This is a genomic window from Pelomonas sp. Root1217 (genome assembly GCF_001425705.1).
Lineage (GTDB): Bacteria > Pseudomonadota > Gammaproteobacteria > Burkholderiales > Burkholderiaceae_C > Pelomonas.
The window spans coordinates 105,418-127,182 of sequence record NZ_LMDC01000028.1 but is presented as its reverse complement, the minus strand read 5'-3'; the positions used below and the strand labels follow the sequence as shown (position 1 = coordinate 127,182).

The window sequence follows — 21,765 nt, the reverse complement described above, 5'->3', positions numbered from 1 at the left end:
ATGTTGCTGAGTCTTGCGATTTTTCTGCCCATCGCCTGCGGTGCACTGCTGCTGGCGCTCGGGCGCGACGAGCAGGCGCACGCGGTGCGCTGGCTCGCCCTGGTCGCCGCCGTGGCGAGCTTCCTCGTCACCATCCCGCTGATCACGGGCTTCGACACCACGACGGCTGCCATGCAGTTCGTCGAGAACCAGCCCTGGATCGAGCGCTTCAACATCAGCTACCACCTTGGCGTGGACGGCATCTCGATGTGGTTCGTGCCGCTGACGGCCTTCATCACCATCATCGTGGTGATCTCGGCCTGGGAGGTCATCGAGACCCGCGTCAACCAGTACATGGGCGCCTTCCTGATCCTGTCGGGCCTGATGGTGGGCGTGTTCAGCGCGCTGGACGGCATGCTGTTCTACGTGTTCTTCGAGGCCACGCTGATCCCGATGTACATCATCATCGGCGTCTGGGGCGGTCCGAACCGCGTCTATGCGGCCTTCAAGTTCTTCCTCTATACGTTGGCCGGCTCGCTCTTGATGCTGATCGCGCTGCTCTACCTGTACTCGCAGGTTCCCGGTGGCAGCTTCGACATCCAGACCTGGCACAAGCTGCCCCTGACCGGTGGCGCCCAGACCTGGCTGTTCTTCGCCTTCCTGGCTGCTTTCTCGGTCAAGGTGCCGATGTGGCCGGTGCACACCTGGCTGCCCGACGCCCACGTCGAGGCACCCACGGGCGGCTCCGTCGTGCTGGCCGCCATCATGCTGAAGCTGGGTTGCTACGGCTTCCTGCGTTTCTCGCTGCCGATCGCGCCGGACGCCGCCCGCCACTGGGCCTGGCTGATCATCGCGCTGTCGCTGATCGCCGTCGTCTACATCGGCCTGGTGGCCCTGGTGCAGAAGGACATGAAGAAGCTGGTGGCCTATTCGTCCATCGCCCACATGGGTTTCGTGACGCTGGGCTTCTTCATCTTCAACGAGCTCGGCGTCTCCGGCGGCCTGGTACAGATGATCTCGCACGGCTTCGTGTCGGGTGCGATGTTCCTGTGCATCGGCGTGCTCTACGACCGCGTGCACTCGCGTGAGATCGCCTCCTACGGCGGTGTCGTCAACACCATGCCCAAGTTCGCTGCCTTTGCCGTCTTCTTCGGCATGGCCAACTGCGGACTGCCCGCCACGGCCGGCTTCGTCGGCGAATGGATGGTCATCCTTGGCACCGTCAAAGCCAACTTCTGGCTGGGCGGCATCGCCGCCACCGCCCTGATCTTCGGCGCGGCCTACACGCTGTGGATGATCAAGCGCGTCTATTTCGGCGACATCGCCAACGACAACGTGCGCGCGCTGACCGACATCAATACCCGCGAATTCCTCATGCTCGCTCTGCTGGCGGTGGCGACGCTGTACATGGGCCTGTATCCCAAGCCCTTCACCGACGTGATGCACAACTCGGTCACCGAGCTGCTCAAGCATGTCGCGCTCAGCAAGATCCCGGCCTGATTTCGAGCAGAGGCAAGAACAATGAACGACATGAACTGGCTGGCGATCTACCCCGAAATCCTGCTGCTGGCGATGGGCTGCGTGGTCGCCCTGGTCGACCTGTGGGTCACCGACGAGCAGCGTCGCCCGACCTACTGGCTGACCCAGCTGACCCTGATCGTCGTGGGTGGCATGCACTTCAGCTACTTCAACGCCGGCCTGACCACCTATGCCATGCAGGACATGGTCGTCGCCGATCCGATGGGCCACCTGCTGGCCGGCTTCGCCTGCGTCGCGACGCTGATCACGCTGGTCTATGCACGTCCCTACGCGGCCTCGCGGGAGATGCTCAAGGGCGAACTCTTCATCCTCAGCCTGTTTGCGCTGCTGGGCATCAACGTGATGCTGTCGGCGAACAACTTCCTGGTCGTCTACCTCGGGCTGGAGCTGATGAGCCTTTCGCTGTACGCGCTGGTCGCGCTGCGCCGCGACCACGCTGTGTCCACCGAGGCGGCGATGAAGTACTTCGTCCTCGGGGCGCTGGCCAGCGGCTTCCTGCTGTACGGCCTGTCGATGATGTACGGTGCTACCGGTTCGCTGACCATTCCCGAAGTCTTTGGCGTCATCTCCCAGGGCATCCCGAACAAGAGCGTGCTGATCTTCGGCACCGTCTTCGTCGTCGCCGGCCTGGCCTTCAAGCTCGGCGCCGCGCCCTTCCACATGTGGGTGCCTGATGTTTACCAGGGCGCACCGACGGCTGTCACGCTGCTGATCGGCGGCGCGCCGAAGCTCGCTGCGTTCGCGATCACCGTGCGCCTGCTGGTCGAGGGCATGAGCGGCCTGGCCGTGGACTGGCAGCAGATGCTGGTGGTGCTGTCGGTCATGTCGCTGCTGATCGGCAATCTGGCGGCGATCGCGCAGAGCAATCTGAAGCGCATGCTGGCCTACTCGACCATCGCCAACATGGGCTTCATGCTCTTGGGCATGACCGCCGGCGTTGTCAACGACAGCACGACCTGGGGTGCCAACGCCTACAGCTCGGCCATGTTCTACGTCGTCACCTATGTGCTGACGACGCTGGGCACCTTCGGCATGGTCATCCTGCTGTCGCGCCAGGGCCATGAGGCCGAGGAGATCAAGGATCTGGCCGGCCTGGGCAAGCGCAGCCCCTGGTTCGCCCTGGTCATGACGCTGTTCATGTTCTCGCTGGCCGGCGTGCCGCCCACCGTGGGTTTCTACGCCAAGCTGGCCGTGCTGCAAGCCCTGGTGGCCACACAAATGCCGTTCTACCTGTGGCTGGCCGGCTTCGCCGTCGTCGTGTCGCTGGTCGGCGCCTTCTACTACCTGCGCATCGTCAAGGTCATGTTCTTCGACGCCCCGACCGACACGGCCCCGCTGGCTGCGCCGGCCGACGTGCGCTTTGTCATGACGCTCAACGGCGCCGCCGTGCTGGTCTTCGGCCTGCTGCCGGGCGGCCTGCTCGAGCTGTGCAAGGTCGCGATCCGTCAGGCCCTCGCCACCTGAACGCTCCATGGACCAGTCCGCCGCCGTCTGGCTGGTCCTCGTCGCGGCCGTCATCGCAGCGAACCTGCCCTATTTCAACGAGAGGCTGCTGCTCGTCGGCCCGCGCCAAGCGCCTAAATCGGCCTGGTGGCGGTTGCTGGAGCTGCTGCTGATGGCCGTGCTGACCTTCGGCCTCGGCTCGCTGCTGGAGGCCCGCATCGGCCAGCGCCATGCGCAAGGGTGGGAGTTCTATGCCGCGGCGACCTGCCTCTTCATCACGCTGGGCTTTCCCGGCTTTGTCTGGAGGTATCTGCGCCGTGGCCACCTCTGACAGCGAAGACCCCCATCTCGTCGAACGCCTGCTCGAAAGCACGCAGGTCTACGCCGGCCACTTCCTCGACGTGCGCCGCGATCGTGTCGCGCTGCCGGACGGCACGGCCGCGCACCGCGAATACATCCGCCATCCCGGCGCCGTCATGGTCATCCCGCTCCTGGACGACGGCCGGTTGTTGATGGAGCGCCAGTACCGCTACCCGATGGGCCGCGTGATGCTGGAGTTCCCCGCCGGCAAGCTCGACGCCGGCGAAGACCCGCTGGTCTGCGGCCGGCGCGAGCTGCTCGAGGAGACCGGCTACAGCGCTGCCGAGTGGGCCTACGCCGGCGTGCTCCACAACGCCATCGCCTACTCGGACGAAGGCATCCACATCTACTTCGCACGCGGCCTGAACAAGGGTGAGCAGAAGCTGGACGAGGGCGAGTTTCTTGAGCTTGTCACGCACACGGTCGACGATCTCGATCGCCTCGCCGCTCAAGGTGAGCTGACGGACGCCAAGACGCTGATCGGCCTGTTGTGGCTGCAGCGCTGGCAACAGGGTGCTTGGTCGCTGGACTGGCGACGCCCCTGAGATTTCTCCGTACATGACCTCTGGCGCCGTGTTGCCAGACCGTTAAGCTCAGCCGTTTGAGCCGCCCGAAAACCTTTCCATCGTAGAAAGCTTCTCTCCATGACGCGTGCAACGCTGACCCTGACCGCATTGACTTTGGCCCTGTTGCTGACCGCTTGCGGCAAGGGTGGCAAGCCCGATGAGGCCAAGGGTTCCGCCACCAAGTCGGCCGCACCGCTGCTGCTCGCGCCCGAGGACCTGCGCCAGGTCGGCCAGAGCGGTCTGATCGGCGCCCCCGTCATCACGGGCGCCATCCAGCCAGCCCGTCGCGCCGACCTGCGTGCCGAAGTGGCCGCCGTCGTGCTGCAGGTGGCCAAGGACAATGGCGAGCGCGTGCGCGCGGGTGATCTCATCATTCGGCTCGACCCGACCTCCATCCGCGACGGCCTGACCTCCGCGGAGGAGGCCCTGCGCGCCGCCCAGCAAAGCTTCGAGCAGACCGAGCGCGTGCTGACCCGCCAGCGCACGCTGAACCAGCAGGGCATGATCTCCATGCAAGGCCTGGAGGACGCCGAGGTGAGGCGCAATTCCGCCCAGAGCGAGCTGGCCGCGGCCAAGGCGCGCGCCGTCACGGCCCGCCAGCAGGTCTCGCGCACCGAGGTCCGCGCGCCCTTCGACGGCGTCGTCAGCGAGCGCAAGATCTCCGTCGGCGACACCGTGCAGATCGGCCGGGAACTCATCAAGGTCATCGACCCGGCCTCCATGCGCTTCGAGGGGCAGGTCTCGGCCGACCGCCTGGGCGAACTCAGGCTCGGCCAGCCGGTGTCCTTTCGCATCAACGGCTTCGGCGACGCGGAGTTCCGCGGCAAGCTGGCCCGCATCGACGCGGCCGCCAACGCGACGACCCGCCAGGTCGAGGTCATCGCCGAGTTCAACGACCGCGCCAAGGCCCCCCAGGTGTCCGGCCTCTATGCCGAAGGCCGGGTGGAAAGCGCGGAGCGCAAGGCGCTGGTGCTGCCCGAAGGCTCGGTGCAACGCCAGGGCGATGCCGCCTTCGTCTGGAAGGTGGCCGGCAACCAGTTGAAGAAGGTCCCGGTGATGCTGGGCGAGCGCGACGACCGGCGTGGCGAGATCGTCATCGCCTCGGGTCTGGCCCTGGGTGACGAAGTCCTGCGCGCGCCCACCGGCAATCTGGTCGACGGGGCTCCGGCACAGCGGGTCGCCGCAGGCGCCGGTGCCGCCTCCGCCGTGGCGCCGGCCCCGGCGGCCAGCAAGTAAACCAGGAGGTCCCTCATGTTCCTCTCCAACTTCAGCATCAGCAGGCCCGTCGCGACCGTCGTCATGGTCATCGGGCTGATGCTGGTGGGCCTGCTGGCGCTGTCAAAGCTCAAGGTCAACCAGTTCCCCGAGGTCGAGCCGCCGGTGCTCGTCATCAACATCCCCTACCCGGGCGCCTCACCCGAGACCGTGGAGCGCGAGGTCGTCAACCGCATCGAGAAAGCTTTGCAGAGCATCTCGGGCGTGGACCGCTCCAACTCCACGTCGCGCGAAGGCAGCGCCACCATCGTGCTGGTCTTCGACTTCTCGAAGAACATGATCGAGGCCGCCGACGAGGTGCGCAACGCGATCGCCTCGGTGCGCTACAAGCTGCCGACCGAGATCCGCGAGCCCATCATCACGCGGGCCGATCCCGGCGCCCAGCCCATCCTGCAGCTGTCGCTGTCCAGCACGACGCTGACCCACGCCCAGCTCAGCCGCCTGGCCGAGGACAAGCTCGCCGAGCGCTTCCGCGGCATCTCCGGCGTGTCGACCGTCGGCGTGAACGGCGCCCTCAAGCGCGAGCTGTCCATCCTGCTGCGCGCCGAGAAGCTGCGCGAGTTCGGCGTCTCCGTCACCGAGGTGCTGAATGCGGTGAGGGTGCAGAACACCACCGCGCCCGTCGGCAAGGTGCGCGGCGCGCTGGAAGACCAGAGCATCCGCCTGCTCGGCCGCCTGGAGTCACCGGCCGAGTTCGAGCAGATGATCATCAAGCGCAACGCCGGCCAGGTCGTGCGCCTGGGTCAGGTGGCCGAAGTGCAGGACGGCTTCGCCGAGATGACGGGCTATTCCCTGCGCAATGGCCGTCCCAACGTCGGCATTTCGATCACACGCTCGCGTGACGCCTCCACCGTCAGCGTCGCCAACGGCGCACGGGAGCTTTTGAAGGAGATCGAGAAGGAGCTGCCCAAGGGCACGACGCTCGAGATCACGCAGGACGGCGGCAAGGATGCCGAGAACAGCCTGCACAACGTCACCGACGCGCTCGTGTTCGGCGCCGCGCTGACCATCTTCGTCGTCTACGCCTTCCTGAACAGCTGGCGCTCGACGCTGATCACCGCGCTGTCGCTGCCCACGTCCGTGCTGGCTGCCTTCATCGCCGTCTGGCTGATGGGCTTCTCGCTGAACTTCATGAGCCTGCTGGGCCTGTCACTGGCCATCGGCGTGCTCATCGACGACGCCATCGTCGTGCGGGAGAACATCGTGCGCCACATGGAGCGCGGCAGCGACCGCGTCACCGCGGCGCGCGAAGGCACGGCCGAGATCGGCCTGGCCGTCGCCGCCACCACCTTCGCCATCGTCGCGGTCTTCGTGCCGGTCGCCTTCATGGGCAACGGCCCCGGCCAGTGGTTCAAGCCCTTCGCGCTGACCGTCGTGGCCTCGGTCGTCGTGTCGCTGATCATCAGCTTCACGCTCGACCCGATGCTGTCGGCCTACTGGGGCGACCCCGTGGGCTACCACGAGCAGCCCAAGAAGGGCTTCGGCCGGCTGCTGGAACGCTTCAATCACTGGTTCGACGGCGTGGCCAACGGCTATGGCCATGTCATCGCCTGGGCGCTGCACCACCGCCGCTGGATGACCGCCTTCGCGGTCCTCAGCCTTGTCGGCGCCATCTTCCTGCAGGTGACGTTCGGCGGCTCCAGCTTCCTGCCGCAGGCCGATGCGGGCTTCCTGGCCATCGAGGTGCGCAGCCCCGCCTCCAGCAGCCTCGACTATTCCAAGCTCAAGCTCGATGCCGCCGCTGCCCTGGCCTCGACGATGAAGGAGACCAAGGCGACCACCTCCTACCCCAATGCCAGCGGCGGGCGCATCTACGTCGACATCGGCAAGAGCACCGAGCGCCAGCGCTCGGCCGCCGACGTCGCCAAGGAATTGCGCGAGAAGGTCGCCCGCCTGGTCGGTGCCGAGTACGTGGTGCTCGACGACCTGAACAACGGCGCCCAGAAGCCCGTGCAGATCCGCTTTTACGGCACCGACACGCGCCGGCTGCAGCAGATCACGCAGGACTTCCAAAAGACCATGGCGGGTATCAAGGGTGCGGTCGACATCGGCTACTCCGAGCAGGACCCGCAGAACGAGCTGCAGATCGAGCTCGACCGCAGCCTGGCCAACCAGATGGGCATCTCGGTCAACGACGCGGCCCAGGCGCTGCGTGTGGCCTTCGCCGGCGTCGAGGCCGGCGACTGGATCGACCCGACGGGCGAGGCGCGTGACGTGTCCATCCGCCTGCACCCTGCCGACCGCGTCGACGCCGCCAACATCGAGCGCCTGCCGATCGCCGTGACCGGCACCAACCGCATGGTGCCGCTGGACCAGATCGCCACCGTCACCATGGGCAAGGGCCCGGGCCAGATCCAGCACGGCGACGGCAAGCGCACCATCACGGTCAGCGCCAATGCACAGGGCCGCTCGTCCGGCGAGATCACGGCCGAGGCCAAGAAGCTGGCCGAGAAGATCGACTTCCCGCCTGGCTTCGGCATCGAGCTGGCGGGCGCGGCACGTGACCAGCAGGTCGTCTTCACGGCAATGATCACGGCGCTGCTGTCGGGCATCGCGCTGATGTACTTCGTGCTCGTCATCCAGTTCAACAGCTTCACGGCGCCCTTCGCGGTCATGCTGTCGCTGCCCCTGAGCCTGATCGGCGTCGTGCTGGCGCTGATCCTGACCCGTGGCACGCTGAACCTGATGAGCCTGATCGGCGTCATCATGCTGATGGGACTGGTGGCCAAGAACGCCATCCTGCTGCTGGACGCGACGCGTCAGGAGGAGAAGGCCGGCATCGATCGCGAAGAGGCTTTGATGCACGCGGGTCGCAAGCGCTTCCGTCCCATCCTGATGACGACGCTGGCGCTGATCGCCGGCATGATGCCGGTCGCCATCGGCATCGGCGAGGGCGGCGAGTTCTACCGCCCGATGGCCGTGGCCATCATCGGTGGCACCATCACGTCGACGCTGCTGACACTGCTCATCGTGCCGACCTTCTACGACAGCATCGAGCTGGCCCGTGACCACGCGCTGGCCAAGTTCCAGCGCCGCGTGCCGCGCTTCACCGTGGTCGGCGCCTTCGTGTTGACGCTGATCGAAGCGGTGCTGGCGCTGGTGATGGTGCGGTTCGTGTTCCGCCTGATCGTCAAGGCCGGCCGGTTCGCGACCGGCCGCCGCGTGGCCGTTACACCAGCCGCCCAGGGTTGAGCAGATCGAGCGGGTCCAGGGCCCGCTTGATCGCCCGCATCAGCGCCAGGGCTGTCGGATCCTTGCGCTGAGCCAGCTCATCGCGCTTGAGCCGGCCGATGCCGTGCTCGGCCGAGATCGAGCCGCCGCGCTGCTGCACGGCGTGGTAGACCCGTTCGTTGATTGCTGCTTCATGGGCGGCCAGGAACTCGGCCGGCGCCACGTCAGCCGGCGCCTGCACGTTGTAGTGCAGGTTGCCGTCGCCCAGATGGCCGAAGTCGATGACCTCGATGCCGGGCAGATAAGCCGCCAGCACCGCATCCATCTCGGCGACGAAGCCGGGAATGGCGGACACCGGCAGCGAGATGTCGTGCTTGATGTTCAGCCCCGCCTGCGCCTGCGCCAGCGGGATGGATTCGCGCAGATGCCAGAAGGACTTGGCCTGTTGGATGTTCTGGGCAATGGCGGCGTCCTGAACCCATCCGCCTTCGAGCGCGGTTTCAAGCAGACCTTCGAAAACGCCGCGCGCATGCTCGGCGCTTTCAGCGTCGGACAGCTCAAGCAACACGGTCCATGCAGCCGGGGCCAAGGGCTGGGCGAGTTGCGGCAGTTCGCGTGCCACCAGCGTCAGTGAGGCTTGGTTCATTACCTCGAAGCCGGTCAGCGCATCACCCGCGCGCTGGCGCGCCAGGCCGAGCAGGGCGACCGCATCTTCCAGCGAAGCGCATGCCGCCAGCGCGGTCAGCCGCTCCTTCGGCTGCGGGTACAGCTTCATCGTCGCCGCGGTGATGACGCCCAGCGTGCCCTCGCTGCCGATGAACAGGTCGCGCAGGTCATAACCGGTGTTGTCCTTGCGCAGCCCCGACAGGCCATGCCAGACCTCGCCCGTTGCCGTGACGACTTCCAGCCCCAGGCAGAGTTCGCGCGCATTGCCATAACGCAGCACCTGCGTGCCTCCGGCATTCGTCGCCAGGTTGCCACCCAGCGTGCACGAGCCTTCCGCTGCCAGGCTGAGCGGGAAGAGCAGGCCGGCCTGGGAGGCGGCGGCCTGCACCTCGGCCAGCACGCAGCCGGCCTCGGCGGTCAGGCTGGCGTTCGCGATATCTATGCCGCGCACACGCTTCATACGCGACAGGCTCAGCACGAGTTGACGGCAGCTGTCATCGGGTGTCGAGCCGCCGACAAGGCCGGTGTTGCCGCCCTGCGGCACGACGGCCACGCGATGCTCGTGGCACAGGCGCATCACCGCCGCGACCTCCTCGGTCGACGCCGGCCGCGCGACCGCCAACGCTTTGCCGACATAGCGCTTGCGCCAGTCGTTTTCATAGGCCGCCAGATCGCCACCCACCAGCAGGCCCGCCTCGCCAAGCTGTTCACGCAGCGCAGCGAGAAAGGCGTTCATGTGGCTTTGGCCGCCGCCAGCCGCTGGCGGATCTGGGCCGTGCAGGCCGTGAAGATGACGACGCCCAGCAGCACTTCACCCAGCGCCAGCCATTGCCCGAGGCCACCTTCGCTGGTCGAGCGCACCAGGCCCTCCATCACATAGAGCCAGATGGCCAGGGCCAGCCAGCGGTAGGTGTACATGCGGTAGCGCCACAGGCCGACGGGTGCCGCCAGCAGCGGCAGTGCCTTCACGGCCAGCGTCCCGCGGCCGGTCGGCGCCAGCCACAGTTCCCAGGCCAGGCACAGTAGGATCAAGACCACGGTGGCAGCCAGCGCCAGATTGCGCGTCAGCCGTTCGACGGCTGTGGGTTCGGTTCTTTCAAGGGCAGGGGACATAGCTGCGGCATCATAGAAGCCATGTCCTTGACGCCGATTCCGCCGATCCCGCCCGTTCCGCCCGCCGCGCCCGCCAATACCGACAACCCGGACGCGCCACTGGCCCACAACCCCATCGCCTTCGCCAGCGACTTCATCACCGAGCTGCTGGCCTGGCCCTGGCTGCAGACCCTGCACACTTTCCGCCAACGTTTCCGCGAGGAAAAGCTCGGCCTCACCGCCGGCAGCCTGACCTTCACGACGCTGATCTCGCTGGTGCCGCTGCTGACGGTGATGCTGGCCATCTTCACGGCCTTCCCGATGTTCTCCAGCTTCCAGTCCGCGCTGGAGCAGTACTTCCTGAAGAGCCTGATCCCGCCCAACATCGCCAAGCCGGTGCTGGCCTCGCTCACGCAGTTTGCGGCCAAGGCCAACAAGCTCGGTGTGGTGGGCCTGATCTTTCTCGGCATCACGGCGCTGGCGCTTATGCTGACCATCGACCGCACGCTGAATGCCATCTGGCGCGTGAAGCGCCCACGGCCCATGGCGCAGCGCGTGCTGGTCTACTGGGCCGCACTGACGCTGGGCCCGCTGCTGCTCGGCGGCAGCCTGACGCTGACAAGCTATGCCATCAGTGTCGGCCAGGGTTATTTCACAGCCATGCCGCCGAGCATGTCCACGGCGCTGGGCAGTGCCGACGTGGTGTTGTTCGGCCTGGCGATGGCCGGGCTCTTCCATTACGTGCCCAACACCCATGTGCGCTGGCGGCACGCCCTCATCGGCGGCGCCTTCGTGTCCGTGGGCTTCTCGCTGGCAAAAGGTTTGCTGGCCTGGTACGTCAAGCAGGTGCCGACCTATTCGACGCTGTATGGCGCTTTCGCGACCGTGCCCATCTTCCTGATCTGGATCTACCTGGGCTGGGTCATCGTGCTGCTGGGCGCCATCCTGGCCGCCAACACGCCCAGCCTGACAGGTCGGCTGCATCTGCGTCCCGACGCGCCCGGCCAGCCCATGGCGCTGGCACTGGAGACGCTGCGCGAGCTCTGGCGCGTGCGCGAGGCCGGCCAGCAGGGGTTGTCCCACCTGGCCCTGGCGGGCGCGCTGCGCGTGGACCCGCTGCAGCTCAGCCCCGTCATCGACAAGCTGCTGGCCCTGGACTGGATCGGCCGGCTTGAAGAGGAGGGCGCCCAGCGGCTGGTACTGCTGTGCGCGCCCGAGCGAGCGCTGGCCGAGCCTCTGCTCAGCGCCTTCCTGGCCGAGCGCCAGGGGCTGCTGACCAATCTGTGGGTGCAGGGTGAATGGTCAAAGCTGACCCTCGACCGCCTGCTGCTCACTGAGGCTGGAAGCCCCCGGCCTTGATGATCCTGGCCCAGGCCGCCGCGTAGGCGCGCTCGCGGGTGGCCAGTTGGGCCGAGGTCATCATGCCCACCGACAGGCCAAGCTCGGTGAGCCGGGCCTTCACGACGGGCTGATTGATGACGCCGGCCAGCGCATTCGAGAAGCGCTCGACGACGGCCGGCGAAGTGCCCGCGGGGGCGAAGACGCCGTAATAGGGCAGGTCCTCGAAGCCGGTGATGCCCAGCTCGGCAAAGGTCGGCACCTCGGGCAGCACGGCCTGGCGTTGTTGGCCCATGACGGCGACGATCTTTAGCTTCTTCTGCTGGTGGTTGGTGATCAGGTCGGGCACCGAGCCGACGCCGGCGCTGATCTGGTTGCCCAGCATGTCGGCAATCATCGGCGCGCTGCCGCGGTAGGGCACGGCCAGCAGGTTCAGGCCATTCTTCTCGCCGAGCAGCTTGACGAGGAACTCCGGCACCGAGGCCGGCGCCGGCACGCCCACGCTGCCCTGGCCGCCTTGCTTCTTCACCCAGGCGACGTACTCGGGCAGGCTTGAAGCCGGCGTGCCGCCCGACAGCGCCAGCGCGTTGGCGAAGGTCGCAAAGCCTGCCACCGGCACGAAGTCCCTGGCCGGGTCAAAGCCAGGGTTCTTCAGCACCAGCGGCAGGATGGAGATGGTGTGGTCGTGGCTGACGAAGAAGGTGGTGCCGTCGGGCGGCGCTACCTTCAGCGCCTGCGCCGCGATCTGGCCGCCGGCCCCGGGCTTGTTCTCGACGACGACCGGCGTGCCCAATGATGCCTGCAAGGCCTCACCAAGCAATCGCGCAATCGCGTCGGTGCCGCCGCCGGCCGGAAAGCCGACGAGGAGGCGAATGGGCTTGTCCTGCGCTTGCGCCACTAAAGGCAGGGCGGCCAGCGTGGCCAGGGTCGCGCGACGGGTGATCTGCATGCATGCCTCCTTGAGCGGAGGCTGCAGTCTACGGATGAAGGACCACCAGCAGCGCAGTCGCAGCCGACTTCGCGTTGTTGCGGATGGTGTGCGGCCCGTCCACGGCATAACGCGCCGTCTCGCCGGCCTTGAGCTTGTTGGTCATGCCCTGGGCGCTGACCTCCAGGCTGCCCGTCAGCACACTCAGGTGTTCGCGCGAACCTGGCTCATGGGCCTGGCTGTCCAGCACGCCGCCGGGTTGGATGCTCAGCTCGTACCACTCGAACTGCCCGGCCAGCTCGATAGGGCCGAGGATGCGCAGCTTGCACAGCCCGTCCGGGCTGGTCAGCCCTGGCGTGGCATGCGCAGGCACCGTCTCGATGGCTGGCGCCGCTGCACGCTCGCTGCCCAGCAGCTCGCCCATGTCCACCCCGAGCGCATTGGCCAGCCGCCACACCACGGCCACCGTGGGATTGGCCTGGTTGCGCTCGATCTGCGACAACATCGACTTACTGACGCCGGCCCGCTTGGAGAGATCATCCAGCGACAGGCCACGGCTGCTGCGCAGCGCCTGCAGGGCGGCGCCGACGCGGGGCGGTTCGGTGTTGTCCATGTTCATGCTTGACCTGGATAGATGATTTTCAGATACTGCACAAAAGTTCGATATATCGAACAAGTTCACTAAACCGGATTGTGCATCAGGAGCAGCGCCATGAGCCAGGCCTTCTACCAACACCTGCAGACCGAGCTGGACGGTATCCGCGCCGCCGGGCTGTTCAAGTCCGAACGCATCATCACGACACCCCAGGGCGCCGTCGTGAAGACAGCCGACGGCCGCGAGGTCATCAACCTGTGCGCCAACAACTATCTTGGCTTGTCGTCGCATCCCCAGGTCATCGAGGCCGCGCACGAGGCGCTGCGCACCCATGGCTTCGGCCTGTCGTCGGTGCGCTTCATCTGCGGCACGCAGGACCTGCACAAGGAGCTGGAACACCGCATCGCCCGCTTCGTCGGCTGCGAGGACGCCATCCTCTATGCTGCCGCCTTCGACGCGAACGGCGGCCTGTTCGAGCCGCTGCTGGGCGAGCAGGACGCCGTCATCAGCGACGCGCTCAACCACGCCTCCATCATCGATGGCATCCGCCTGTGCAAGGCGCAGCGCTACCGCTATGAGCACAACAACCTCGACGACCTCGAGCGCTGCCTGAAGGAAGCGAAAGAGAAGGGCGCCCGCTTCACGCTGGTGTTCACCGACGGCGTGTTCTCGATGGACGGCACCATCGCCCAGCTCGACAAGATCCGAGCCCTCTGCGACCGCTACGACGCGCTGCTGGGCATCGACGAATGCCATGCGTCAGGCTTCATGGGCAAGACGGGTCGCGGCACCGCTGAACACCGCGGCGTGTTTGGCAAGATCGACATCATCACCGGCACCTTCGGCAAGGCGCTGGGCGGTGCATCGGGCGGCTTCACGGCCGCGCGCAAGGAAGTCGTCGAGCTGCTGCGCCAACGCTCGCGCCCCTATCTGTTCAGCAACACGCTGGCCCCCAGCATCGCCGGCGCTTCGCTGGCGGTGCTGGACCTGTTGGAAGGCTCGACCGCGCTGCGCGACAAGCTGGAAGCCAATACCGCCTGGTTCCGGGAGGCCATCCAGGCTGCCGGCTTCGAGATCAAGCCCGGCACCCACCCCATCGTGCCCATCATGGTCTACGACGCGGTGAAGGCGCAGGCGCTGAGCAAGCGCATCCTGGAACTGGGCATCTACGCGGTCGGCTTCTTCTTCCCCGTCGTGCCCAAGGGCCAGGCGCGCATCCGTGTGCAGGTCTCGGCCGTGCATGAGCGCAAGCATCTGGAGAAGGCTGTTGCCGCCTTCACGCAGGCTGGCCGCGAGCTCGGGATCGTCAAATGAAGATCCTCATCATTGGAGCGAATGGCCAGATCGGCACCGAGCTGGCGACCGAGCTGGCGGAGCTGCATGGCAACGAAGCCGTCGTCACCAGCGACCTCAGCCCCAAGGGCCGCGTGCCCAGCCTCCAGCACGAGGCATTGGATGTGACCGACGCCAGTGCCCTGGCCACCGTCGTCAAGCGCCATCACATCACGCAGGTCTACCATCTCGCCGCCGCCCTGTCGGCGAATGGCGAGAAGCACCCGATGTGGGCCTGGGACCTGAACATGAAGGGCCTGCTCAATGTGCTGGAGCTGGCCCGCCACGAAAAGCTGGACAAGATCTTCTGGCCCAGCTCGATCGCCGCCTTCGGCCCCAACACGCCGGCGGTGGACACGCCGCAGACGACGGTGATGGATCCGACCACGGTCTATGGCATCTCCAAGCTCGCCGGCGAACGCTGGTGCGACTGGTATCACGCCAAGCATGGCGTGGACGTGCGCAGCCTGCGCTACCCCGGTCTCATCAGCTGGAAGACGCCGCCGGGCGGCGGCACGACAGACTACGCCGTGGAGATCTTCCATTCGGCGATCAAGGAAGGCCGCTACACCTGCTTCCTCGAGCAAGATCAGGCCCTGCCGATGATGTACATGCCCGATGCGCTGCGCGCCACCATCGAGCTGATGAACGCGCCGGCCGACCAGGTCAGGCAGCGCGGCAGCTACAACCTCGCCGGCGTCAGCTTCACGCCGGAAGGCATCGCCGCCTCCATCCGCCGCCGCCTGCCGGCGTTCACGATGGACTGCGTGCCCGACTTCCGCCAGGCCATCGCCGCGAGCTGGCCGCAACGCATCGACGATGCAGCCGCCCAGGCCGATTGGGGCTGGAAGCTGCAGTACGACCTCGATGCCATGGTTGACGACATGCTGACTGAGCTGACGCGAGAACTACGCGTTGGCTGACAGGCGGTGCCAGGTCTGGCTGGTACGCTTGCTCGTATGAGAGTCGTGTTGACTACTTTCCTGGCTCTGTCGGTGGCGACCTTGGCCCATGCCGAGCAGCCCGAAGTCGAGAGTCCGTCAGCCCGCTACCTGCTGGGGGCCGCGGTGGCCTCTCAGCCGGAGTACGACGGCGCGAGCGGCCGTCGCATCAAGCTCAAGCCTTTGTGGGCATTCAAGTTCGGCCGCGTGCGCATCAGCACTTCCGGCGCGGGCAGCCTGATGGGCTTCGGGCGCGAGGAGGCGGCCGGCGGCGCCAGTACCCAGTTCATTGACACCGACAAGCTGCGCGTGGGTGTGTCACTGCGCATGGACAGCGGCCGCAGCAGCAGCGACGCCAGCACCACGCATGGCTTGCCCGACGTCCGGCGCACGCTGAGGGCGCGCCTCTATACCAACTACAGCCTCACCAAGGATCTGACCATCGGCGCGACGCTGTCGCAGGACCTGCTCGGCCGGCAAGGCGGCATGACGCTGGGCGCCGACCTGGGCTGGCGCTTCTACCGCAGCCCGACGCTGGAGTGGACCAGCGGCTTCGGCATCTCGGCCGGCAGTGCCCAGAACCTACGCAGCTATTTCGGCGTGCCCGAGTCGGCCGTCGCGGCCAGCGGCAAACCGGCCTACGACCCCGGTGCCGGCCTGCGCGATGTCCACGTCGGCGTCGGCTTCATCCGGCCGCTGACCAAGCATTGGCTCGTCTACGGCAATGCCGGCGCGAGCCGCCTCCTCGGCCCGGTCGCCGACAGCCCGCTGGTCGAGAAACGCACCGGCTCGTCGGTGGGCATCGGCCTGGCCTGGCGGAACTAGAGCTTCACGCGACCCCGCCAGATGTCGGCGTACATGACCCAGTCGCCGATGAAGCTGTAAAGCGGATATTTGAAGGTTGCCGGCCGGTTCTTCTCGAAGAAGAAATGCCCGACCCAGGCGAATCCATAGCCGCACAGCAGGCCGTAAAGCAGCCACACCAGCGCGCCCGTCCTGAACAGCTGCCACAGACAGACCAGCACCAGTGTCGAGCCGACGAAGTGCAGCCGGCGGCAGATGGTGTTGCCGTGCTCGCTGAGATAGAAGGGATAGAAATCGGCGAAGCGGGAGAAGCGTTCGGTGCTCATGGAAGGTCAGTGCTGGCAGGCCCTGATTCAAGCGCGGGTTGCGCCCGAGCGGCAAGCGGGGATGCCCTCGCAATAATGCGCCGATGCACGCCAGGCCCACCGATTTGGAGGTTGTCATCCTCGGTGCAGGCATGTCCGGCCTGTGCATGGCCATCCAGCTGCAGCGCTCGGGCATCGACGACTACCTCATCGTCGAGAAGTCTCATGGGCTGGGCGGCACCTGGTGGGACAACCGCTATCCCGGCGCCCAGGTCGATGTGCCGGCACCGGCCTACAGCTTCAGCTTCGCGCCCAACCCCGAGTGGACGCACCGCTTCGCCGACGCTGCGGAGATCCATCGCTACCAGCAGCGCCTGGCCGAGCAGCATGGCCTGGCGGCACGCATGCGTCTGGGCGTGGCCATCACCGAGGCGCGCTTCGACGCCCAGGCCGGCCGTTGGCAGCTGAGCCTGGACGATGGCAGCGCCTTGAGCGCGCGCTTCTTCGTCTGCAGCACCGGCCCGCTGAGCCGGCCGCGCTGGCCTGACATCCCCGATCTGGCCTCTTTCAAAGGGCAGCTGCTGCACTCGGCGCGCTGGCCGGCTGGCGTGGACTTGGGCGACAAGCGCATCGGCGTCATCGGCACGGGTTCGACGGCGTCTCAGCTTGTGCCGGCCTTGGCGCCCACGGCCGCACGGCTCACGCTGTTCCAACGCACGCCCAACTGGGTGATGCCGCGGCTGGACCGGCGTTACGGCGCCCTCGACCGCTGGCTGGCGCGCTTCCCGCCCTATGCCGCGCTGGCCCGCCTGGCCTGGGTGCAGTTCCTGGAGCTGGGACGGCGCGGCTTCGACGAGGGCACGCTGGCCCGGCGCGCCATGACGGCCGCGGCCCGTGGTCATCTGCGGCGCCAGGTGCCCGACGCTGGGCTGCGCGAGCGGCTGACACCCCGCTATCCGCTGGGATGCAAGCGCATCATCTACTCCAACGACTACTTCGGCGCGCTGGCGCTGCCGCAGTCCGAACTCGTCACGGAGGCCATCACCGGTGTGACGGAAAGAGGCGTGCTGACCCTGGACGGCCGCGAGCACCAGTTGGACGCGCTCATCTGTGCCACCGGCTTCGACACGACGCAACTCCTGGCGGAGCTGCCCATCACAGGTCTCGACGGGCGCACGCTGGGAGAGACCTGGCGTGTCAATCCGAGCGCCTACTTCGGCTTGACGGTGCCGGGATTCCCCAACCTCTTCCTGACGCTCGGGCCCAACACCGGCACAGGCCATACGTCGACACTGCTTTTCATCGAGCCCCAGGTTCAGCACGCGCTGGCCTGCATGCGCCGAGTCAAGCAATCGGGCAAGCGATGGATAGACGTGCGCCCCGAAGCGTTTGCAGCCCAGGACGCCAACGTCCAACGGAGGCTCGCCGGTTCGGTCTGGAGCCGGTGCAGTTCCTGGTACCGCAACGACAGCGGCCGCATCATCGCGATCTGGCCGGGCTTCACCGGCGAATATGACCGTGCCGTGCGGCGGCCCGACGAAGCAGCCTATGAGCTGGGCTGAAGCGCCGCCCTCAGCGCGACCAGCACGGCGTCCGGTGCTTCGGCCATCAGCGCGTGTCCCGCGGGCACCGTGTGGACTCGCGGCTTGAGCAGGCCGCCGAGCACGGCGTTCTGCCTGGGCGAGGTCATCTGATCCAGCGTGCCGAGAATGAAATGCACCGGGCAGGCTACGCGAGCAGCCGCAGCCTCGCCGCCGGCATAGTGGTCGCAGACCTGGAAGTCGTTCTCGAACAAATTGACGGTCGTCTGGCCCGACTGCAGCCGGCGCATCAGCGCCATCGAGCCGCCGCGCAGCCAGGCGCCCGGGCCCGGGTAGCCTGGCTTGGCGCTGGCCAGCGAATGCGAAAAGGCCGTGACCATGGCCATCGCGGCCTCGGGCTTGTCGCGCGCCGTCGTCAAAAGAGCCTCCGAGACCTTCATCGGGTAGGCCGTACCGACCATGACGAGAGTGGACGCTCGTTCAGCCGCTTCGAGTGCGATCAGCGAGCCCATGCTGTGGCCGACGAGGGCGGCCTTTTGCACGCCGGCCGCGTCGAGCAGACGGTGCAGCCAGGAGGCGATGTCCTCGACGCTCTTCAAAGGCGTGCCAGCGCTGCGGCCATGGCCCGGCAGGTCGACGGCGAGCACGCCGTAGCCGTGGTGGGCACACCAGCGCGCCAGCAGGGTCCAGACGCTGTGGTCGTTCTGCGCGCCGTGGATGAAAACGACGCAGGGCAGGGCGGGGTCAAACGTCTTGCCGCCCGTGTACGCATAGGCCTCTTGGTTGTCGACGATGAACTTCATGCCTTGCCTGCCACCTTGAGCGCCCGCTTCAGGTCGTCGATGAGGTCGGCCGGGTCCTCCAGCCCGACGGACAGGCGGATGGTGCCCGGGCCGATGCCCGCACTCTTGAGCGCCGCGTCATCCATGCGGAAGTGGGTGGTGCTGGCGGGGTGGATGACCAGGGACTTGGCGTCGCCAACGTTGGCCAGGTGGGAGAAGAGCTTGAGCGCCTCGATGAAGGCGCGGCCCTGTTCCCGCGTGCCCTTCAAGTCGAAGGAGAACACCGCGCCAGCGCCACGCGGCATGAGCTTCTTGGCCAGGGCGTGGTCGGGATGGGAGGCCAGGCCGGGGTAGGCCACCTTCTCGACCAGGTCGTGTGCCTGCAGGAACTCGGCCACCGCCTGCGCGTTGGCCACATGCCGGGCCATGCGAAGCGGCAATGTCTCCAGCCCCTGCAGCATCAGCCAGGCGGTATGCGGGCTCATGCAGGCGCCGAAGTCGCGCAGACCCTCGCGGCGGGCGCGCAACAGGAAGGCGCCGACGGTGCTTTCCTCTGAGAACACCATGCCGTGGAAGCCTTCATACGGCTCGCACAAGGTCTCGAATCGGCCGTGGCGATCATGCGCGGCCTGCCAGTCGAAGGAGCCCGCATCCACCAGCACGCCGCCAATCACGGTGCCATGGCCGCACAGAAACTTGGTGGCCGAGTGATAGACCAGATCGGCGCCCAGTTCGGCCGGGCGCTGCAGATAGGGCGTCGTGAAGGTCGCGTCGACGAGCAGCGGCAGGCCGGCGTCATGCGCCAGGGCCGACACCGCCGGGATGTCCAGCACGTCCAGCCCGGGGTTGCCCAGCGATTCGCCGAACAGCAGCCGGGTCTCGGGCCGGATGGCCGCGCGCCAGGCATCCAGGTCGCGTGGGTTGACGAAGGTCGTCTCGATGCCGAAACGACGCAGCGTGTAGTGCAGCAGGTTGTGGCTGCCGCCATACAGCGCCGTGCTGGCGACGATGTGGCTGCCGGCGCCCATCAGCGTGCAGATGGCCAGGTGCAGGGCCGCCTGGCCGCTGGCCGTCGCGATGGCGCCAATGCCGCCGTCCAGCGCCGCCATGCGCTCTTCGAATACGGCCGTCGTCGGGTTGGACAGCCGGCTGTAGACGTGGCCCGAGCGCTCCATGTTGAACAGGGAGGCCGCGTGCTCGCTGTTCTCGAAGACGAAGGAGGTGCTGAGGTGCAGCGGTGTCGACCGCGCGCCGGTGCCCGGATCGGGCGTGGCGCCGGCATGCAAAGCTAGGGTGTCAAAGCCCGGCATGGTGATTTTCATGGGGTGGAGTCGCGGGCATTGTGTGCTATGTTGCCCATGGGTTTTGCCACGGAGTTTCCTATGAAAGTCGTCGATATCCTGCGTGTCAAAGGTGGCACCTTGTTCACTGTCACGCCCGACGAGCCGCTGAAGGATTCACTGGCCGTCATGGCAGAGCGCGACATTGGTTCGCTGGTCGTCATGGAGCATGGCGACCTGGTGGGCATGCTGACCTTCCGCGAGGTCATCCAGGCCATCGTGAAGAACCAGGGCACGGTCGGCACGACCATCGTGCGCACGGTGATGGACGACGCGCCGCTGACCTGCACGCCCGAGACCGAGATCGACGAGGTGCGCCGCATGATGCTGGGCCGCCACGCGCGCTACATGCCGGTGATGAACGGCAAGACGCTGATGGGCGTCATCTCGTTCTACGACGTGGCCAAGGCGGTGGTGGACAGCCAGGACTTCGAGAACCGCATGCTCAAGGCCTATATCCGCGACTGGCCGGTCGAGGAACCCATCGAAGACCCGGCCAAGACCGGCTGAGCCGACTTGGTTCGTGGTCCATGAAGGCGGCCTTTGCAGGCCGCTTTTCATTTGGGCCGCCTCCTAGAATGACGGCATGGCAGGCAGCACCTTCGGCGAACTCTTTCGCGTCACCAATTTCGGCGAAAGCCACGGCCCGGCCATCGGCTGCGTCATCGACGGCTGTCCGCCGGGCATGCGCTTGAGCGAGGCCGACATCCAGCCCGAGCTGGACCGCCGCCGCCCCGGCACCAGCCGCCACGTCACCCAGCGCAACGAGCCGGACGCGGTCGAGATCCTGTCCGGCGTCTACGAGGGCCTGACCACCGGTACGCCGATCTGCCTGCTGATCAAGAACACCGACCAGCGCAGCAAGGACTACGGCAACATCCTCGACACCTTCCGCCCCGGCCACGCCGACTACACCTACTGGCGCAAATACGGCCTGCGCGACCCGCGCGGCGGCGGCCGTTCGTCGGCGCGGCTGACGGCACCCATGGTCGGCGCCGGCGCGGTGGCCCGCAAATGGCTGCGCGAGGCCTATGGCACCGAGTTCCGGGGCTGCATGACACAGCTCGGCGAGATCGAGATTCCTTTCGAGGGCTGGCAACACGTCGGCGCCAACCCCTTCTTCGCCGCCAACGCCAGCAAGATCGCTGAGCTGGAGGCTTACATGGACGCCCTGCGCAAGGCCGGTGACTCGGTCGGCGCGCGCATCCGCGTCGAGGCCACCGGCGTGCCGGTCGGCTTGGGCGAGCCGCTGTTCGACAAGCTCGACGCCGACATCGCCTACGCGCTGATGGGCATCAACGCCGTCAAGGGCGTGGAGATCGGCGCCGGCTTCGGCGTCGTCGCCCAGAAGGGCACCGAGCATGGCGACGAGCTGACCCGCGAAGGCTTTGCCAGCAACAACTCGGGCGGCATGCTGGGCGGCATCTCCACCGGCCAGGACATCGTCGCCAGCATTGCCATCAAGCCGACCAGTTCCATCCGTTCGCCCAAGGCGAGCATCGACCGTGCCGGCAACCCGTCCGTGGTGGAAACCTTCGGTCGCCACGATCCCTGCGTCGGCATCCGCGCCACGCCCATCGCCGAGGCCATGCTGGCCCTGGTGCTGATGGACCATGCCCTTCGTCATAGGGCGCAGTGTGGCGACGTGGCCCTGCCGACCGACCCCATTCCCGCAGCTCGTCCGGTCTGACCGTCAGTTCATCCGCCGGGCCGCCAGCCTGATCGCTGGCCGGTGCAGCTCAACCCTCGCAAACCGCGTTTCGTCACA

The 21,765-nt window shown here is 67.0% G+C and carries 20 protein-coding genes; 13 read left to right on the top strand and 7 right to left on the bottom strand.

Annotation, left to right across the window (positions count from 1 at the left end):
• The 6 genes from ASC95_RS20650 to ASC95_RS20625 all read left to right on the top strand — a co-directional run bounded on the left by ASC95_RS20650 (position 1) and on the right by ASC95_RS20625 (position 8,354).
• Positions 1 to 1,479, top strand: coding sequence for an NADH-quinone oxidoreductase subunit M (locus ASC95_RS20650; RefSeq protein WP_057299605.1), 1,479 nt, complete (start codon positions 1 to 3; stop codon positions 1,477 to 1,479).
• A 21-nt stretch (positions 1,480 to 1,500) separates the two neighbouring features.
• Positions 1,501 to 2,982, top strand: coding sequence for an NADH-quinone oxidoreductase subunit NuoN (gene nuoN / locus ASC95_RS20645; RefSeq protein WP_057299604.1), 1,482 nt, complete (start codon positions 1,501 to 1,503; stop codon positions 2,980 to 2,982).
• 7 nt (positions 2,983 to 2,989) lie between these two features.
• Complete coding sequence (locus tag ASC95_RS20640) at positions 2,990 to 3,292, top strand: DUF2818 family protein (RefSeq protein WP_057299603.1); 303 nt, start codon at positions 2,990 to 2,992, stop codon at positions 3,290 to 3,292.
• Entirely contained in the window at positions 3,279 to 3,866 is a 588-nt protein-coding gene (locus ASC95_RS20635; RefSeq protein ID WP_057299602.1) for an NUDIX domain-containing protein, read from the top strand. Before ASC95_RS20640 ends, ASC95_RS20635 begins: the two co-directional genes overlap by 14 nt.
• A 99-nt stretch (positions 3,867 to 3,965) precedes the next feature.
• The gene (locus ASC95_RS20630) at positions 3,966 to 5,123 is read left to right on the top strand and encodes an efflux RND transporter periplasmic adaptor subunit (protein WP_057299601.1); all 1,158 of its coding nucleotides are present in this window, start codon (positions 3,966 to 3,968) and stop codon (positions 5,121 to 5,123) included.
• A gap of 15 nt (positions 5,124 to 5,138) precedes the next feature.
• Positions 5,139 to 8,354, top strand: coding sequence for an efflux RND transporter permease subunit (locus ASC95_RS20625; protein WP_057299600.1), 3,216 nt, complete (start codon positions 5,139 to 5,141; stop codon positions 8,352 to 8,354).
• Here ASC95_RS20625 and ASC95_RS20620 read toward each other — a convergent pair.
• Together ASC95_RS20620 and ASC95_RS20615 are read right to left on the bottom strand one after the other, a co-directional pair.
• Complete coding sequence (locus ASC95_RS20620; protein WP_057299599.1) at positions 8,332 to 9,735, bottom strand: FAD-binding oxidoreductase; 1,404 nt, start codon at positions 9,733 to 9,735, stop codon at positions 8,332 to 8,334. The genes ASC95_RS20625 and ASC95_RS20620 overlap by 23 nt on opposite strands.
• Positions 9,732 to 10,112: a DUF2069 domain-containing protein gene (locus ASC95_RS20615; protein WP_057299598.1), complete on the bottom strand. Its 381-nt coding sequence runs from the start codon at positions 10,110 to 10,112 to the stop codon at positions 9,732 to 9,734. The genes ASC95_RS20620 and ASC95_RS20615 overlap by 4 nt, the downstream gene beginning before the upstream one ends.
• Positions 10,113 to 10,133: 21 nt before the next feature.
• On the opposite strand from ASC95_RS20615, the gene ASC95_RS20610 reads away from it, so the two are divergent.
• Entirely contained in the window at positions 10,134 to 11,450 is a 1,317-nt protein-coding gene (locus ASC95_RS20610) for a YihY family inner membrane protein (RefSeq protein WP_082567980.1), read from the top strand.
• Here the strand turns inward: ASC95_RS20610 and ASC95_RS20605 are convergent.
• Both ASC95_RS20605 and ASC95_RS20600 read right to left on the bottom strand, forming a co-directional pair.
• Positions 11,422 to 12,378 (bottom strand): Bug family tripartite tricarboxylate transporter substrate binding protein, encoded by a 957-nt coding sequence (locus ASC95_RS20605; RefSeq protein ID WP_057299597.1) that lies wholly within the window; start codon positions 12,376 to 12,378, stop codon positions 11,422 to 11,424. The two genes, ASC95_RS20610 and ASC95_RS20605, sit on opposite strands and share 29 nt — an antisense overlap.
• A gap of 28 nt (positions 12,379 to 12,406) precedes the next feature.
• The gene (locus ASC95_RS20600) at positions 12,407 to 12,970 is read right to left on the bottom strand and encodes a helix-turn-helix domain-containing protein (RefSeq protein WP_057300440.1); all 564 of its coding nucleotides are present in this window, start codon (positions 12,968 to 12,970) and stop codon (positions 12,407 to 12,409) included.
• Positions 12,971 to 13,069: 99 nt separating this feature from the next.
• Here ASC95_RS20600 and kbl point away from each other — a divergent pair, with 99 nt between their 5' ends.
• The 3 genes from kbl to ASC95_RS20585 are packed head-to-tail and all read left to right on the top strand — an operon-like array spanning position 13,070 to position 16,050.
• Positions 13,070 to 14,266, top strand: a complete 1,197-nt coding sequence (kbl, locus tag ASC95_RS20595; protein ID WP_057299596.1) for a glycine C-acetyltransferase — start codon at positions 13,070 to 13,072, stop codon at positions 14,264 to 14,266.
• The gene (locus tag ASC95_RS20590) at positions 14,263 to 15,207 is read left to right on the top strand and encodes an NAD-dependent epimerase/dehydratase family protein (protein WP_057299595.1); all 945 of its coding nucleotides are present in this window, start codon (positions 14,263 to 14,265) and stop codon (positions 15,205 to 15,207) included. The genes kbl and ASC95_RS20590 overlap by 4 nt, the downstream gene beginning before the upstream one ends.
• A gap of 48 nt (positions 15,208 to 15,255) precedes the next feature.
• Entirely contained in the window at positions 15,256 to 16,050 is a 795-nt protein-coding gene (locus ASC95_RS20585) for a MipA/OmpV family protein (protein ID WP_162250820.1), read from the top strand.
• Here the strand turns inward: ASC95_RS20585 and ASC95_RS20580 are convergent.
• Complete coding sequence (locus tag ASC95_RS20580; protein WP_057299593.1) at positions 16,047 to 16,355, bottom strand: Mpo1-like protein; 309 nt, start codon at positions 16,353 to 16,355, stop codon at positions 16,047 to 16,049. The genes ASC95_RS20585 and ASC95_RS20580 overlap by 4 nt on opposite strands.
• Before the next feature lie 83 nt (positions 16,356 to 16,438).
• On the opposite strand from ASC95_RS20580, the gene ASC95_RS20575 reads away from it, so the two are divergent.
• Positions 16,439 to 17,896 (top strand): NAD(P)/FAD-dependent oxidoreductase, encoded by a 1,458-nt coding sequence (locus ASC95_RS20575; RefSeq protein WP_057299592.1) that lies wholly within the window; start codon positions 16,439 to 16,441, stop codon positions 17,894 to 17,896.
• On the opposite strand, the gene ASC95_RS20570 is transcribed toward ASC95_RS20575, so the two are convergent.
• Positions 17,881 to 18,678: an alpha/beta fold hydrolase gene (locus ASC95_RS20570; RefSeq protein ID WP_057299591.1), complete on the bottom strand. Its 798-nt coding sequence runs from the start codon at positions 18,676 to 18,678 to the stop codon at positions 17,881 to 17,883. The genes ASC95_RS20575 and ASC95_RS20570 overlap by 16 nt on opposite strands.
• Positions 18,675 to 19,979 (bottom strand): O-acetylhomoserine aminocarboxypropyltransferase, encoded by a 1,305-nt coding sequence (locus ASC95_RS20565; RefSeq protein ID WP_157256434.1) that lies wholly within the window; start codon positions 19,977 to 19,979, stop codon positions 18,675 to 18,677. The genes ASC95_RS20570 and ASC95_RS20565 overlap by 4 nt, the downstream gene beginning before the upstream one ends.
• A gap of 60 nt (positions 19,980 to 20,039) precedes the next feature.
• Here ASC95_RS20565 and ASC95_RS20560 point away from each other — a divergent pair, with 60 nt between their 5' ends.
• Positions 20,040 to 20,507: a CBS domain-containing protein gene (locus ASC95_RS20560; RefSeq protein WP_057300438.1), complete on the top strand. Its 468-nt coding sequence runs from the start codon at positions 20,040 to 20,042 to the stop codon at positions 20,505 to 20,507.
• A 76-nt stretch (positions 20,508 to 20,583) separates the two neighbouring features.
• Entirely contained in the window at positions 20,584 to 21,687 is a 1,104-nt protein-coding gene (aroC, locus tag ASC95_RS20555; RefSeq protein ID WP_057299590.1) for a chorismate synthase, read from the top strand.
• Positions 21,688 to 21,765 lie beyond the last annotated feature (78 nt).

Coding starts and splice junctions, on each gene's coding strand:
- ASC95_RS20620 (WP_057299599.1), bottom strand. CDS start 9,735: ATGAACGCCTTTCTCGCTGCGCTGCGTGAACAGCTTGGCGAGGCGGGC.
- aroC (WP_057299590.1), top strand. CDS start 20,584: ATGGCAGGCAGCACCTTCGGCGAACTCTTTCGCGTCACCAATTTCGGC.
- ASC95_RS20640 (WP_057299603.1), top strand. CDS start 2,990: ATGGACCAGTCCGCCGCCGTCTGGCTGGTCCTCGTCGCGGCCGTCATC.
- ASC95_RS20615 (WP_057299598.1), bottom strand. CDS start 10,112: ATGTCCCCTGCCCTTGAAAGAACCGAACCCACAGCCGTCGAACGGCTG.
- ASC95_RS20650 (WP_057299605.1), top strand. CDS start 1: ATGTTGCTGAGTCTTGCGATTTTTCTGCCCATCGCCTGCGGTGCACTG.
- ASC95_RS20580 (WP_057299593.1), bottom strand. CDS start 16,355: ATGAGCACCGAACGCTTCTCCCGCTTCGCCGATTTCTATCCCTTCTAT.
- ASC95_RS20560 (WP_057300438.1), top strand. CDS start 20,040: ATGAAAGTCGTCGATATCCTGCGTGTCAAAGGTGGCACCTTGTTCACT.
- nuoN (WP_057299604.1), top strand. CDS start 1,501: ATGAACGACATGAACTGGCTGGCGATCTACCCCGAAATCCTGCTGCTG.
- ASC95_RS20565 (WP_157256434.1), bottom strand. CDS start 19,979: ATGAAAATCACCATGCCGGGCTTTGACACCCTAGCTTTGCATGCCGGC.
- ASC95_RS20575 (WP_057299592.1), top strand. CDS start 16,439: ATGCACGCCAGGCCCACCGATTTGGAGGTTGTCATCCTCGGTGCAGGC.
- ASC95_RS20610 (WP_082567980.1), top strand. CDS start 10,134: ATGTCCTTGACGCCGATTCCGCCGATCCCGCCCGTTCCGCCCGCCGCG.
- ASC95_RS20605 (WP_057299597.1), bottom strand. CDS start 12,378: ATGCAGATCACCCGTCGCGCGACCCTGGCCACGCTGGCCGCCCTGCCT.
- ASC95_RS20625 (WP_057299600.1), top strand. CDS start 5,139: ATGTTCCTCTCCAACTTCAGCATCAGCAGGCCCGTCGCGACCGTCGTC.
- ASC95_RS20600 (WP_057300440.1), bottom strand. CDS start 12,970: ATGGACAACACCGAACCGCCCCGCGTCGGCGCCGCCCTGCAGGCGCTG.
- ASC95_RS20590 (WP_057299595.1), top strand. CDS start 14,263: ATGAAGATCCTCATCATTGGAGCGAATGGCCAGATCGGCACCGAGCTG.
- ASC95_RS20570 (WP_057299591.1), bottom strand. CDS start 18,678: ATGAAGTTCATCGTCGACAACCAAGAGGCCTATGCGTACACGGGCGGC.
- kbl (WP_057299596.1), top strand. CDS start 13,070: ATGAGCCAGGCCTTCTACCAACACCTGCAGACCGAGCTGGACGGTATC.
- ASC95_RS20630 (WP_057299601.1), top strand. CDS start 3,966: ATGACGCGTGCAACGCTGACCCTGACCGCATTGACTTTGGCCCTGTTG.